The organism is Pontibacter virosus (genome assembly GCF_003096355.1).
GTDB lineage: Bacteria > Bacteroidota > Bacteroidia > Cytophagales > Hymenobacteraceae > Pontibacter > Pontibacter virosus.
Map to the genome: position 1 here is coordinate 91,590 of NZ_QEKI01000007.1, position 13,842 is coordinate 105,431.

Here is a 13,842-nt window from a genome sequence, read left to right on the forward strand (position 1 = left end):
CATAAACAGACAAAGCCATGGAAAATGCACTAATGGTAAAAGGGTACCTGATCTATCTGCCAATCGCCTTACTGATGACCGTGCTGGTAGCCCGCACACTCTTCAAAAACAGCCAGATCTTTATGCTGGACATTTTCAACGGCCGGGAGGAAATCGCCATGGCCACCAACAGACTCTTTGAGATTGGATTCTACCTGATGAACATTGGGGCCGCCTTGCTGATTCTGAAGATGAACGGAATCTTCACGCCGCAAGACCTGATCGAAGCACTGAGCCACAAGTTGGGAGGCTTCTCTATCTACCTCGGCATTATGCTCTTTCTAAACCTATACCTGTTCTTCCGGGGCAAACGCAAAGCGAAAGAAAAAGTGCAGGTCGCTGAAGTAAAAGCCTAAGCAATTAAAGTCTGGAGCAGCTCCGGCAGGGGCTGCTTCCTCTTGAGCTATTACCAGCAAACTTATACTTGTAGCATAGCAAAAGCCCTCGAAACATGAACAAGAGAAGTTTACGCACTACACTCATTGCAATTGGAATACCCACAGTTTACGCAGTCGTTCTGAGGCTCCTGTTTGGGATTGAGTCCTGGGCAAATTTGTTTTCTGTCATGACAGTTACCTTTCTGTTCTGCCTGCCTACAATTGTCGGCGCGCTGACCGTATACCTGTCCGACGCGAGCAAGGCAAGGAAAACCAGCTACAGAATAATCGCTCCCTGGATACCTGTCTTCCTGTTCTTTGTGATTACGCTTGCATTGGCACTGGAGGGCTGGGCATGCTGGCTGATGATACTGCCTGTGTTCCTGATCGCCGCTTCGCTTGGTGGCTTATTGGGGGGCTACCTGAAAGCACGGAATATGAACAACAAACTCAGCATTTCCACTCTCGTGTTGCTTCCCCTGCTGCTGTCTCCCCTTGAGAGCATGATCGAATCTTTACCTGGCACCTACAAAGCCTATACCTATATCGACATTGATGCGCCGGCAGATAAGATCTGGCGCAACGTGACCAGGGTAATGGAGATTCCTGAAGCTGAAGACACCGGCTACCTGACCAGAACACTCGGCTTCCCGAGGCCTGTAAAAGCGGAGTTGAATTATGAGGGAGTGGGCGCCTACCGGAAAGCAATCTTCACCAATGGCCTTGTCTTCCACGAAACGGTAACGGAGTATCAGGATCTGCAGAAAATGGTGTTCAACATCAAAGCACATCCACACGAAATCCCGTCAACCACACTCGACGAGCACGTGGTAATAGGAGGGGATTATTTTGATGTGCTCAGCGGGACTTACGAACTTGAAAAGCTGCCCAACGGTATACACCGTCTGCACCTGTACAGCTATTTTAAGATGAACACGACTTTTAATTTCTATGCTGGGCTGTGGGGAAAATGGATTATGAAAGACATTCAGAACAATATTCTTAAAATTGAGAAACAGCGTTCAGAGAGTATGTAACTTTACTGAGACATCCGAAACTTAGTAAACGATACCCGTTCATTTACCGATTACCGCAGTAGCTTATGCCCTCTGGCTATTTCTGGTTACACACCTGCTCCAGAACATTTAACTTACTCTACACGGCATCACAACTATCTGCCATTACCATAAGTATGATTACGTATGCTTTATACCCATACCTCTAACATCTAAGCTATGGACAAACTCAAAAACAAAGTTGCTTTAATTACCGGATCCGACTCAGGTATAGGACAAGCCACCGCAATTGAATTCGCAAAAGAAGGGGCAGACGTAGTGGTGACTTACCACACCGACAAAGAAGGCGCCGAAAAGACCTTGGGCGAGGTCAAGAAGCATGGCCGGAAAGGAATGGTGCTGCAGGTGGATATCAGTGATGAGCAGGCGGTGGAAAAGCTTTTTGAGCAGGTCCTGAAAGAGTTTGGCTCCATCGATATACTTGTGAATAACGCAGCGGTAAACGGCTCTGGCATCAACGTGGCTGACATGGACACCGAAGTTTTCGACAGAACGATCAAGACCAATCTCTATGGCACCTTCTTCTGTTCCCGTGCTTTTATCAGGCACCGCAAGCAGCAGGGAGGCAAGGGTAAGATCGTCAATGTGTCTTCGGTGCACGAGGAGATCGTATCGGCGGGCACGGCAGACTATTGTGCTTCCAAAGCGGGCGTGCGCAACCTCACCCGCACCCTGGCACTCGAACTGGCGGAGGATGGCATCAACGTGAACAACATTTGTCCCGGCATGATCCTGACGCCCATGAACCAGGAGGCAGTGGACGACAAGGAAAAACGTGAAGAGAGCGAAGAGAATATACCTATGAAGCGGGCCGGAAAGCCGGAAGAGATCGCCAAAGTAGCCCTTTTCCTGGCCTCTTCCGATGCTGACTATGTAACCGGATCGAGCTACTTTATGGACGGCGGGCTGTCGCAGTACATGGGGCAGGGGGCATAACCTATAACTATTACCTCGGTCATCCTGTCAGATCGTGCCCTTGCGGTGCGTTATTTGTATACCTTCGTATACACAACGTAATTACAGATAAGCTTATGAAAATTGCGAAAGACCCATCCGAATATAACCAACTGACACCAGACGAAGAGCGCATAATTGTGCGCAAAGGCACCGAATATCCGGGCACCGGTGAGTATAACAGCTTTAAAGGAGAAGGCGTATACCTGTGCCGCCGCTGCAATGCGCCGCTCTATACCTCCGAATATAAGTTCGAGTCGAACTGCGGCTGGCCTAGCTTCGACGATGAGATAACGGGCGCTGTGAAGCGTATACCTGACCCGGACGGTCACCGCACTGAGATCGTATGCGCCAACTGTGGCGGTCACCTGGGCCACGTGTTTGAAGGGGAGTACCTCACTCCAAAGAACGTTCGCCACTGCGTCAATTCCCTTTCCATGAAATTTGTACCGGTCGAAGATCTGGAAAAGTAAACCGCAGATATAGCCGCAAGCAAATGTTTAAGCACAGGCAACAGGTATCGGCCAATGGTCGCGCACATGAAACCGGCTTTTATGTCTGCACCTGTTGTGGCCATGCGCTGTTTGAGGCCAGCAGTAAATTTGAGGTCGGATCCGGCTTTCCCAGCTTCTGGGAGCAGATTGGGAACCATGTTATCCACAAGGTACTCAAAACCTATGAGCGGGAGCGCACGCAACTGCTGTGCAGTAAATGCGGTCAGCACCTGGGGCACCTCTTCGAGGACGCACGCACTCCCACGCAATTTCGCTATTGTATCAATGAGGCAGCCATCCGTTTTGCAGAATAGCAATGCAGGGCTGTCTCTTAACTTTATACCTGTTTCAGCAGTATATCATCGTAAAAACCGAATATTCTCACCCCGTTATATTCTATCATGAGCCGACCCTCTTTTATCAGAAGCCGCTTTAACAGTTTCCGGTTTGCTTTTAATGGTCTGACAGCCGTATTCCGCTCCGAGCCCAATATGCACCTGCATGTGCTGGCCAGCATCATCGTACTGGTCATGGCCTATCGCTTTGAAGTCACCCGGGTAGAGTGGTGCCTGCTTATCCTATGCATTGGCATGGTATGGGTGGCCGAAATTTTCAACACTTCCATCGAAACACTTACCGATCTGGTGTCGCCGGAACATAACATCTGGGCAGGCAAAACCAAAGACCTGGCGGCCGGCGGCGTATTAATGGCTGCAATGACCTCTGTAGCTGTTGGTTTGTTCATCTTCGTACCTTATTGGGTCCACTACGTAAACACTGAATTGTAAATGCCGCAAAGGCAGGTACAGGTATAATACGGTACCATAACCAGTGTTTAGCCATAAATGCCTACCTTTGCGCTCCGTCTGAAAAAACGCTATGGCTATACCTAAACCATTTGTGTGGGCGCTTGCGCTCCTGCTGACGATCGCTTCTGTCGGTTGCAAGACAGCAGCAAGAACTGCCACTTCCGAGGTGGAGCAGGCAAAGGACATCCCTACGGGCTGGCTAAGCGAGCTTATTCGGGAATTGGAGCAGGAGGACGTTGCAAACCCACCGGCCAAGGTATACCGCTATACCTACAATGAGCAGGAGGTTTACTACCTCACCAGCCGCTGCTGCGACATCCCCTCCAAGGTATACGACACGGAGGGCAACCTGCTCTGCGAGCCCGAAGGCGGCATAACGGGTCAGGGCGATGGGCGCTGCGCGGATTTTTTGGACGCACGGACGAATGAAACCTTAATTTGGGAAGATAAAAGAGAATATAATTGAAGATGACTGGAAACGACGTATTAAAGAACCTTTCGGAATATAACATCTGGGCCAACCAGACGATGCTGCATGTATTCGACTCGCTGCCCGAACTGCCGGCTAACGCAGCACGCCTGTTCAGTCATGCGCTAAATGCGCAGGCCATTTGGATAGCCCGCATTACAGGCACCGAGAGCCCGGTGAAGGTATGGCAGGAGCATACGCTTGAGGAACTGCACAAACTGCACCAGTATGCCTCCTACAAAATAGCCGAACTGGTATCGAACGCTGACGAGGAAGAGTTTAACCGCCTGATCGACTACACCAACAGCCAGGGCCACAAGTATAGCACCCGCGTACTCGATATTCTGACCCATGCTTTTAATCATGCAACTTACCACCGTGCCCAGGTAGCCACCGACCTGCGCAAGTGCGGCCATACTCCGCCCAACACCGACTACGTGACTTATGTGCGAGAGCTGATGGGACAGGTATATTAGCACTTCTGCTAAATAAGAGCTAAGACAAACAAAAAGGAGCTATTCATCACGAATAGCTCCTTTTTGTTTGAGAACTTAAGAGGCAAGACAGGAAATGGACTGCCCCTTAAACTTATTTGATTGGTAACTGAACAGTACCCAGGTTTTTTATCTGGTCTTGAGATACACTGATGTTTGTCAAAGTCGTGTCACGGGCGGCGTCGCCAGTATAGAACTTAACTGAGTATGTTCCCGCTTTCACACCCTTGATCAAGAAATCACCGTTATCATTGGCAAAACCACCAATGGTGTCATTTTCAGCAGAGATCACATAAATGCCCGGCTTGTATTCGGCAGGCGTAACTTTGCCAGCAATGCCACCTGCTACTGCTTGGGTGATCGTGCGGATAACCGGTTTCAGATTATACTCTCCGTTGCCTCTGGCTACAACTGACTTGGCTGCGTCAAAGTCCAGCAGTACTACGTAGGTCACATCTTCGCGCAGATCAGCGTTTATTTTCACTTTCAGACCGGATGTCTGTCCGCTTGGAGTCTTCAGGCTCTTCACTTCGCCATTCTTAAGCTTAAGTGAGTTATTCTCGCCCAATACCAATCTGATCTGTGATATGCTACCCGCTGGCAGGTTTGCAGAAGCAAGCAGTGTATCGCGACCATTGGCGAAATCAAGCAGGTTGTATACACCTGGATTAATCTCATCAAGTGTCAGCCAGCCGCTTTCATTGTCAGTATCCTCTTTGTGGATCTGCACGGAGCGAATGTCTACATTTACTTCCTCATAGTCGCCCGGTGCATCCGTCATGCGCACTTCCATACGGGCCGTACCAGTGCTGTCAGTTGTTGAGTCGCAAGAGCTAAACCATACCAGGCCGCTCAATAGAAAAGGAATTACAAATTTTGCTTTCATAAAAATTGCATATTTAAGTTACATAGCAAATATCTGTTCCTTAGATGAAGATAAAATGAAGAATCAGATATTGCTATATTTTTTTTTTAACCAGGCATATGGATTTGTTTGGTTTCTCCGATGCCTGCGACTGCAAAACGATAAATAGTCTAACAATGTTATATAGCTTTAAGAAAATAAAAGCCGGCAGCTGTTATCTGCTGCCGGCTTTTGCTTAATTAAAAGAGTACAATTGCCTTAAGGCTATACCTTTATAGAAATTATACTTTACTGCTGCACTTTGGTCGTGTCAGGCTGCACAGGTGGCGTGGCTGGCTTCGATTTGGGCTTCAGAAAGTCGGTTATCTTATCTGTTGCCTGCTTCTTAATTTGCTGCTCAGCTTCCAGTCGCTTTCGCTCCAGTTCCTGACGCGCCTTGTCTTCGGCTTCCTGACGTCGGCGGTCAAGTTCGTTGCGCACACTGTCCTGCACCTGTTGCTTCTTCTGCTCCAACTGCAGGCGGGCATCGTCTACCTTGCTCTTCACCACACTTTCTACCAGGTCTTTGGCCTGCCCCTTGGCACTGCCACCCGCCAACGCCACGCGCGGCTCAGACAGTGTGCCGCCAACATTCAGGTTCAGGGTAATGCGATCCGATGTTTTAAGCGCCTCGTTGCCAATCAGGCTCCCCAGTCTGGTATTCAGTTCCCGGCCTACCTTACCAGCAGGTACATTAAGCGCCGTCACATAGTCTATGTTGCCGTTCACGTTGTTAGAGCCGCCCACGGTCATCTCTATGTCCCCTACTTTCAGGTCAAACGGACGAATGACCAGGCTGCCATCTATGATCTGGGCATCAATGCGCTTGTTTTGGATCACGAAGTTCTGCAGCTCGTTAAAGTTCGTCAGCCTGCTGATCTGGTCCACAATCTTCACGTTGCTCACTGCCGCTTTCACCACATCAATTATACCTGAGCCGTCCAGCGTCTTGAAGATCGGCACCATGTCCTGGCCGAGCTCCCCTGCGAAGTTGAACTTGGTGGAAAAGGTACCGTCTAGCAGGCCTGCGATAGGAGCAACCACTTTGATGGTGTTAAAAGCGTTGAAGGCTTCTTTGAAGCTCAGGTTTTGTACGTCCAGCTTCATATCAAAAAGCGGCTGTTTCAGACTCTGGGTATTGTAGCTGCCACTGGCCACAAAAGCGCCACCCAGCGTGTTGAATTTCACAGCTTCCAATCGGGCCACCTTGTCTTTCACGAGTACACGGCCGCCTACATTGTTTAGCTTCAGGTTGTCGTAAAGCACTTGCTTGGCATCCACATTCAGGGTGATGTCCAGGTTAGCCGGCACCTCTACTACGCCTTCAGCTTCGGTAGTAGCGGCTGTCGTTTGCCCGGTATTCTCGTCTACCATCCACTCGTTCACATTAAAGGTATTGGAGCTAAGGTCAAAGTTACCGCGCAACGACTGGTTCTCAGCCATTGCATAGCCTATGTAGTTCGACACCGTACCGCTGGCTCTGAAGTCGCTTTTGCCCAGGTAGCCGCTCATGTTATTGAGTTGGATGCGCTCGTTATTGAACACGGCATCAGCACTGTTGATTTTTATACCTTGCGGCATGTCGGTGCTCACGAAATTCAGGTTTTTGATTCCCATGGTACCGTTTGCCGTCACATTGCTGTACTTCTCAGCTTCGATATCTGACATCTTGCCCTTAGCAGCCACATTGGCGTTGATGCGCCCTGTCACTGTCATACCTTCCTGCGGGAATATTTTGGTTAACTTCTCCAGGTCGAGTATACCTTTTATCTGACCATCAAAAGCAGGACTCGCTATACCCTGCACCAGCATGCGGCCCTCCAGCGGCTCGCCGTCCAGGGTCATGTTGAAGCGCTCTATGTTGATGCGGGTGTCGTCGGTGTTTCCTGTTTTATTGAGGATGTTCACCACTGCGTTCAGGTTCTGGATGGGCGCGGGGAAGTCAGCTGACTTCACATAGCCGTTGGTCAGGCGCATATCAGCGTCTATTACCGGCATGCTCTTCTCGCTGTAGGTGCCTTTTGCATCGGCATCCACTTTCAGAAGGCCGCGCAATGTCATTCCTTCCACGGGGAACACCTTGGTTACCTCGTCCAAGTCGATATCGGCTTTCACGTTTCCGTCTACCTGCATCACTTCTATACCTTTTATGAGCACACGGGCATCAATCGGATTTTTGCCCATGTCCATATGGAACTTGCGCACATCCACCACGGTGTTTTCCATGTTGCCATCTGGGTTATCGATGCGCATGTCTACGTTGATGTTGCGGGCGGCCTGCGGCAGGTCAGGGTACTTGAACATACCCTCGCTCACTTTCAGCTCCGTGCCGAATCCCGGCATCAGGGTGTCGTTGAAACGTCCCTTCACATAGCCGTCAAAACTCAGGTTGCCTTCTGTCTTGATGTCCTTGAAATCTTCTTTGAACATACCCGGCACCACAGAGAGCACACTGCGGAAGTCGGTGTCAGCAGCCTTGAAGGTCAGGTCCAGGTCAATGTCTTCTTCGGGCATCAAAATGGTACCGGCAAACTGTACCGGCAGCTCGTTGATGCGGATGTTATTGTCTTTAAAGGTATAGAGGTACTTGTCGAGGTCCATGGCCATGGTGACGTCGGCGTCCAGCACCGCGTTTTCGATGTAGTTCACCCCGTCATACGTCATCACAAAACGGTCGGCTTTGGTCTGCGATTTCATATCGAACACGCTCTTCTCAAAATCACCGCTGCCGGTATGCTGCACATTATAAGCCGCCAATCCGAAAGGAATGCTCAAATCGTCGTAGAATAGCGTTCCGTTGGTGATATCCCATTGCTTGATCGCCATACGGAAGTCACTGGCCGCTGTGTCAGCTTCGGCTGCTGTGGTGGTATCAGAAATAAAAATGTCCCAGTTTGCCTTACCGCTCTTGAGCACGAGCAGGCGGATGGTCGGGTCATCGAGCTTGATGCTGTTAATCTTAAGTCGGTTGCCGCTGATGATACTCATCAGGTCAAGACCCATCCGGAAAGAAGGGACCTTAGCCAGCGTGTCAGTTGCGAAAGAATCCTGGCCAACAACCAGCAAGTTCTCCACGCCGAGCGACATGTTCGGGAAATCCCGAAAAAGGGAAAGGCTTACATCATCTGTCGCATACACAACAGAAGCGTTGATATTCTTGGCGATCTCTTTGTCCAGGGCCTGTTTAATTTTATCTTTGAAGAGCAGAGGCACCAATGCTGCCAGTGCCAACAGCACTGCTAGGAAGACAAAAAAACCGATAACTACTTTTTTCATATAGGTGGTTGCGTTTAGTAAAAGCTAAGCTATATAATTTTATAGCGAAAACCATGCAGAAATTATACAAGCTCTGTAGCAATAACCGTTCAGGAGTACTGATAGTATGCGCATAGGCCTCACAAAATTACTTTTTTGCCTGATGATTTGCCTCTGCAGCCTGCAGGCAACAGGGCAGGATGCGCATTTTACGCAACAGTACGCAAACCGGCTATACCTGAACCCTGCCTTCAGCGGACTGGGCCGCGACTGGAGCGTGGCTGTTGCTCACCGCAACCAGTGGCCTTCGCTTAACGGATCCTTCATCACCAATCAGGTCTCAGCCGACTACCGTTTCGAGGGCACCAAAAGTGCAATTGGGATGGTACTGCAGCAAGACCGCGCCGGTATTGGCGGATTACAAAAACTGCAGGCGGCTTTGGCGTATGCCTACCATACCCGTCTTACCGAAAACCTTGCTCTCGCGGCCGGCCTTCAAACTACTATTGCTTCGCTGCGTGTCAATTACGATAACCTGGTGTTTGGCGACCAACTTTCTGACTACGGGCAAACTGCCCTCACTTCAGCCGAAGCCAATCAATTCGATCCAGCCAACTATGTAAGCTTTGCTGTAGGCAGCATCCTGTATAATAACAATTTCTGGGCGGGACTAAACGTAGCACATCTTAACCAGCCAAACTATGGTTTCGATGAGACGACCCGTCTGCCCCTGCGATTTGTAGCAAACGCCGGCTATAAATTTTACCTGAGCACTGGCCTGAGGCCAGGCAATGCCGAGTTTAGCATAAGCACGGCACTGAACCTTACACATCAGCAAAATTTTAGCCGCATAGATTTAGCCTTGTATACTATCTATTCGCCTTTGGCGTTAGGAGTAATATATAAAGTAGTACCTGCAACAGGTACCGAGCAGGATCAAAGCTTAGGTATAATTGCAGGCGTGAGCCTCAACAGGCTCCGTATCGGCTTCAGCCACGACGTGGGAGTGAAGGGTTTTGGCAGGCAGGCGGGAGGGGCGAATGAAATTTCGCTCGTTTTTGAACAACTTAACTTAAATAATTTGTTCACCGCCCGACGATTGTCCAAAATAAACCATAACATTGTTTGTCCGGCATTCTGAATTTAGTTATAATTGCACGTTAAATTACATTAAAAGAACCTTATCATTAGTAGGTCCTAATCTATGAAGCTTATTAAGTATGTATCTGCCGTTGTAGTAGGAGGGGCTCTCCTTGCATCATGTGGCAAAGGTGGCGGCTATCCAACTAGCACTGACCCAGGCGATTACAGCTCGGCCACGGGTATAGAATATAACGAGGACGAGACTGCGTTTCAGGTAAACGATTACGAAGATTTCCCTCAGGCGCCAGGCCTTGTATTTATTGAAGGTGGCCGTACCACGCTGGGCTCTATGGAGGAGGACATCGCCATGACCCGCGACAATATAGAGCGCACGGTAACGGTAGCTTCTTTTTACATGGACGAAACCGAGGTGGCTAACATCCACTGGTTGGAGTACCTGCACTACCTGAAGCGTGACTCTATACCTGAGGTATACGTAGCCGCTCTTCCGGACACGACTGTATGGTCCCGCCAGCTTTCTTTCAACGACCCTTATGTAACGTATTACCTGCGTTACCCTGGTTTCCGTTTCTTCCCGGTAGTAGGTGTTAGCTGGTTACAGGCCAACGACTACTGCACCTGGCGTACAGCTAAGGTGAATGAAAACCTGGCTAAAGAAGCAACTGGTGGTAGCACTAAGAGAAGAGGACTTTTCGGTAGAAACCGTACGGAGGAAGCAACCGAAGCGACTGCACTTTCTATTGAGTCTGGCTATGTGCTGCCGAACTACCGTCTCCCAACAGAGGCTGAGTGGGAGTATGCTGCCCAGGCTTTGATCGGTACCCAGTACAACGAAGACGAAAACCAGAACAACAGAAGACTATATCCTTGGGATGGCCATCAGCTGCGTAACCCACACGGCAAGAAAATGGGTCAGTTCCTGGCTAACTTTAAGCGTGGTCGCGGTGACTATGCCGGTATAGCCGGTTCCCTCAACGACGGTGCCATGATCACGGACTACATCTACGCTTACCCGCCAAATGACTTCGGTCTGTACAACATGGCTGGTAACGTGAACGAGTGGGTGCAGGACGTGTACCGTCCGCTTTCATTCCAGGACGTAGAAGACCTGAACCCGTTCCGCAGAGACGGCTACCAGGACGAAGCTGAAAATTACGATACAGCAGAAGGCTTCCACTCCCTGATCAGCAACGAAGTACGCGTTTTCAAAGGAGGTTCTTGGAAAGATGTAGCTTACTGGCTGTCTCCAGGTACCAGAAGATACATGGCGCAGGACTCATCTACAGCAACAATCGGTTTCCGTTGCGCGATGATCAACGCCGGATCTAACAGATAGAACTAACAGTTAATACTATATTTTAAAAAGCCCGGGGTATACCCGGGCTTTTTGCATTTATACCTAGGCTGCCGCAATAGTGGTCACACTTACATCGCTGCATCCGTTCTGCAACAGCGCCTGAGCACAGGCTTCCAGTGTCGCCCCGGTCGTCAGCACATCATCGACTAACAATATTCGTTTTCCATTCACTTCCGCCGCCTGCCTCACAATGAACACCTGCTCCACGTTCTGCCAACGGTCAAGGCGACTTTTCTTGGTTTGCGAGTCAGTGTCTATGGCACGTTCCAGCACTTTGTTGCTCCACGGAATTTGTAGCGCCTCGGCTAGTCCTTTAGCAAATCCATCAGACTGGTTATAGCCCCGACGTCGCTGTTTCAGGTGGTGGAGCGGAACAGGTATAACCAGGTCGAGATGCGATGCATACCCATGCTCTGACAGTATGGCTCCATACCGTCTGCCCAGATGCTCCCCCAGTTCCTGTGCCCCTCTATACTTGAGTTTGTGAAGCACGCGCTGCACTCGTCCTTTAGATCTGAAATGCAGATAGGAAAACGCAAACCTAATGGGCACCTTACCCCAAAATCGCTGCTGCAGGTAATTCAGCTCAGTAGCGCCATGCAGATGCAGGTCGGTATAAGGCAGTTTCACGTTGCACTCGGTACAGATGTAGCGCTCTCCTCGCGCCAAAGGCTGGTCGCATGCATGGCATATTTCAGGGAAAAGCAGGGACAGGAAATCCTGTAACATAGCGGGGCTGATGTGGTTAAGGTATTCTTGATAATTTCGATTAACTTTATCTCTTATACTTTTAATAGCATAAAATAGTCAAAGCACACACAACAATGAGTCAGATAGAAGAATTCAACGAATACCGTACGCGCATGAACGAACGCATCATGTCGTACGACAACAAAGTAATTAAACGCTTTTTTAATCTCGATACCAACACCTACGCAGAAGGTGCCTTGGATGTAAAAACCAAGGAGATGCTTGGCCTGGTGGCCTCCATGGTGCTCCGCTGCGATGATTGCATCAAGTACCACTTGGGCAAATGCTTTGAAGAAGGTGTTTCGGATGAGCAGGTGTTTGAGGTGTTCTCGATTGCCAACCTGGTGGGAGGCTCTATCGTGATCCCGCATTTCCGTCGTGCAGTCGAGTACTGGGAGGAACTTAAAGCCCAACAAAGCGCTTCTTAAACAAAATATTTCAATTGCTGGGTTGTTTACTTGCTGCTACTCTTCGTGATCCTTACGATGTTGAGGACAACAATTTAACAATTCAGCCATTTAACAATTAACTTATATGGCCGACGAATCCTCTAACCTGGAGCACCGATGGACCAATCTTCGGGCTTCCATGATGAAGACTTTCGGGAAAAAGCCTGACTTGAATGCCATCCTCTTTCTGATAGGTATACAGGAACTGGGCAGGGGTATCTCAGATTTCACAAAAGAAGAAAAGCAGGACCTGATGCATATTGCCACCTGCAAGGTGTTCAGCCTATCCGGTTTTTACGAGTTAGAACATGTTGACCAGGAAGGTTGGCCGCATTACCGCTCTGTCAAACCTATTCCTTTCACCAACTTGAAGGAGCAAGAGCGAATGCTGAAATGGCACATCCTGGAGTACTTCGACAGAGCCGACGAAATTTAACATCTCAAGAACAATTATTTAACCTGTACGGGCAGCATGTTCCCCTGGTAGATAAAGGGAGGCATGCTGCCTATACATGGACTGTGAAACAGGAAGTATGAAAATTATTACCTATAACGTAAACGGCATCCGCGCCGCTATTTCTAAAGGGTTTCAGGATTGGGTGAAAGCTGCCAACCCGGACGTGTTATGCTTGCAGGAAATTAAAGCCTGCGAAGACAAGTTTGATCGGGCCATTTTTGAGGACATGGGCTATAACGTATACCTGCACCCTGCTGTTAAAAAGGGGTATAGTGGGGTGGCCATCCTAAGTAAGGAAAAGCCCAACCATGTGGAAATTGGCTGTGGTATGGAGTGCTATGATAACGAGGGCCGTGTGATCCGTGCAGATTATGACGATTATTCAGTGATGAGCGTATACATGCCTTCCGGCTCTAGTGGCGACGAGCGGCAGAGCTTTAAGATGCAGTGGCTTGACGATTTCAATGGGTATATCGGAGACCTGAAGCAGACCCTGCCAGGTATGGTGATCAGTGGCGACTACAATATCTGTCACCATGCGATTGATATACATAATCCAAAATCGAATGCCAATAGCTCTGGGTTTTTGCCTGAAGAGCGCAATTGGATGACTAGGTTTATTGAGAGTGGTTTTGTGGATAGCTTCCGCCATTTCAATAAAGAGCCACATAACTACAGTTGGTGGAGCTATAGGGCAGGAGCACGCTCCAAGAACCTGGGCTGGCGTATCGATTACAACATGGTGACGGGCAATTTGCAGGAGCGCATGCAACGGGCAGCTATTTTGCCGGAGGCCAAACACTCCGATCACTGCCCTGTATTATTGGATATTATATAGTGCAACGCCCTGTACG

General features: G+C 49.3%; 16 protein-coding genes. 13 read left to right on the plus strand and 3 right to left on the minus strand.

The window, feature by feature from the left end:
• Positions 1-17: 17 nt before the first annotated feature.
• The 8 genes from C8E01_RS12415 to C8E01_RS12450 all read left to right on the plus strand — a co-directional run bounded on the left by C8E01_RS12415 (position 18) and on the right by C8E01_RS12450 (position 4,694).
• Positions 18-395 (plus strand): hypothetical protein, encoded by a 378-nt coding sequence (locus C8E01_RS12415; RefSeq protein WP_116543767.1) that lies wholly within the window; start codon positions 18-20, stop codon positions 393-395.
• 209 nt (positions 396-604) lie between these two features.
• On the plus strand, positions 605-1,453 hold the full coding sequence (locus C8E01_RS12420; RefSeq protein WP_243409551.1) for an SRPBCC family protein: 849 nt from the start codon (positions 605-607) through the stop codon (positions 1,451-1,453).
• 198 nt (positions 1,454-1,651) lie between these two features.
• Positions 1,652-2,428 carry an SDR family NAD(P)-dependent oxidoreductase gene (locus C8E01_RS12425; protein WP_116543769.1) on the plus strand — a complete coding sequence of 259 codons (777 nt, stop codon included), beginning with the start codon at positions 1,652-1,654 and terminating at the stop codon, positions 2,426-2,428.
• Positions 2,429-2,523: 95 nt separating this feature from the next.
• Complete coding sequence (locus tag C8E01_RS12430) at positions 2,524-2,919, plus strand: methionine-R-sulfoxide reductase (protein ID WP_116543770.1); 396 nt, start codon at positions 2,524-2,526, stop codon at positions 2,917-2,919.
• Positions 2,920-2,942: 23 nt separating this feature from the next.
• Complete coding sequence (locus C8E01_RS12435; RefSeq protein ID WP_116543771.1) at positions 2,943-3,254, plus strand: peptide-methionine (R)-S-oxide reductase; 312 nt, start codon at positions 2,943-2,945, stop codon at positions 3,252-3,254.
• Between the two features lie 87 nt (positions 3,255-3,341).
• Positions 3,342-3,728 (plus strand): diacylglycerol kinase family protein, encoded by a 387-nt coding sequence (locus tag C8E01_RS12440; protein WP_116543772.1) that lies wholly within the window; start codon positions 3,342-3,344, stop codon positions 3,726-3,728.
• Between the two features lie 91 nt (positions 3,729-3,819).
• Positions 3,820-4,215 carry a DUF6970 domain-containing protein gene (locus tag C8E01_RS12445; protein ID WP_116543773.1) on the plus strand — a complete coding sequence of 132 codons (396 nt, stop codon included), beginning with the start codon at positions 3,820-3,822 and terminating at the stop codon, positions 4,213-4,215.
• A gap of 2 nt (positions 4,216-4,217) precedes the next feature.
• Positions 4,218-4,694 carry a DinB family protein gene (locus tag C8E01_RS12450; protein WP_116543774.1) on the plus strand — a complete coding sequence of 159 codons (477 nt, stop codon included), beginning with the start codon at positions 4,218-4,220 and terminating at the stop codon, positions 4,692-4,694.
• Positions 4,695-4,806: 112 nt separating this feature from the next.
• Here C8E01_RS12450 and C8E01_RS12455 read toward each other — a convergent pair whose 3' ends face one another.
• Positions 4,807-5,598: a DUF4382 domain-containing protein gene (locus tag C8E01_RS12455; RefSeq protein WP_116543775.1), complete on the minus strand. Its 792-nt coding sequence runs from the start codon at positions 5,596-5,598 to the stop codon at positions 4,807-4,809.
• 267 nt (positions 5,599-5,865) lie between these two features.
• Positions 5,866-8,892, minus strand: coding sequence for an AsmA family protein (locus C8E01_RS12460; protein ID WP_116543776.1), 3,027 nt, complete (start codon positions 8,890-8,892; stop codon positions 5,866-5,868).
• Positions 8,893-8,998: 106 nt separating this feature from the next.
• On the opposite strand from C8E01_RS12460, the gene C8E01_RS12465 reads away from it, so the two are divergent.
• A complete protein-coding gene (locus tag C8E01_RS12465; protein WP_116543777.1) occupies positions 8,999-10,012 on the plus strand; it encodes a PorP/SprF family type IX secretion system membrane protein in 1,014 nt (337 codons plus the stop codon).
• Between the two features lie 63 nt (positions 10,013-10,075).
• A complete protein-coding gene (gldJ, locus tag C8E01_RS12470) occupies positions 10,076-11,311 on the plus strand; it encodes a gliding motility lipoprotein GldJ (protein ID WP_116543778.1) in 1,236 nt (411 codons plus the stop codon).
• 63 nt (positions 11,312-11,374) lie between these two features.
• Here the strand turns inward: gldJ and C8E01_RS12475 are convergent, their stop codons facing one another.
• Positions 11,375-12,061: a ComF family protein gene (locus C8E01_RS12475; protein ID WP_243409553.1), complete on the minus strand. Its 687-nt coding sequence runs from the start codon at positions 12,059-12,061 to the stop codon at positions 11,375-11,377.
• A gap of 95 nt (positions 12,062-12,156) precedes the next feature.
• Between C8E01_RS12475 and C8E01_RS12480 the strand changes: the two genes are divergently transcribed.
• The 3 genes from C8E01_RS12480 to C8E01_RS12490 all read left to right on the plus strand — a co-directional run bounded on the left by C8E01_RS12480 (position 12,157) and on the right by C8E01_RS12490 (position 13,826).
• Positions 12,157-12,510 (plus strand): carboxymuconolactone decarboxylase family protein, encoded by a 354-nt coding sequence (locus tag C8E01_RS12480; protein WP_101444491.1) that lies wholly within the window; start codon positions 12,157-12,159, stop codon positions 12,508-12,510.
• A 106-nt stretch (positions 12,511-12,616) separates the two neighbouring features.
• Positions 12,617-12,967 (plus strand): hypothetical protein, encoded by a 351-nt coding sequence (locus tag C8E01_RS12485; protein ID WP_116543779.1) that lies wholly within the window; start codon positions 12,617-12,619, stop codon positions 12,965-12,967.
• Between the two features lie 97 nt (positions 12,968-13,064).
• On the plus strand, positions 13,065-13,826 hold the full coding sequence (locus C8E01_RS12490) for an exodeoxyribonuclease III (RefSeq protein WP_116543780.1): 762 nt from the start codon (positions 13,065-13,067) through the stop codon (positions 13,824-13,826).
• The last annotated feature ends 16 nt before the right edge of the window (positions 13,827-13,842 follow it).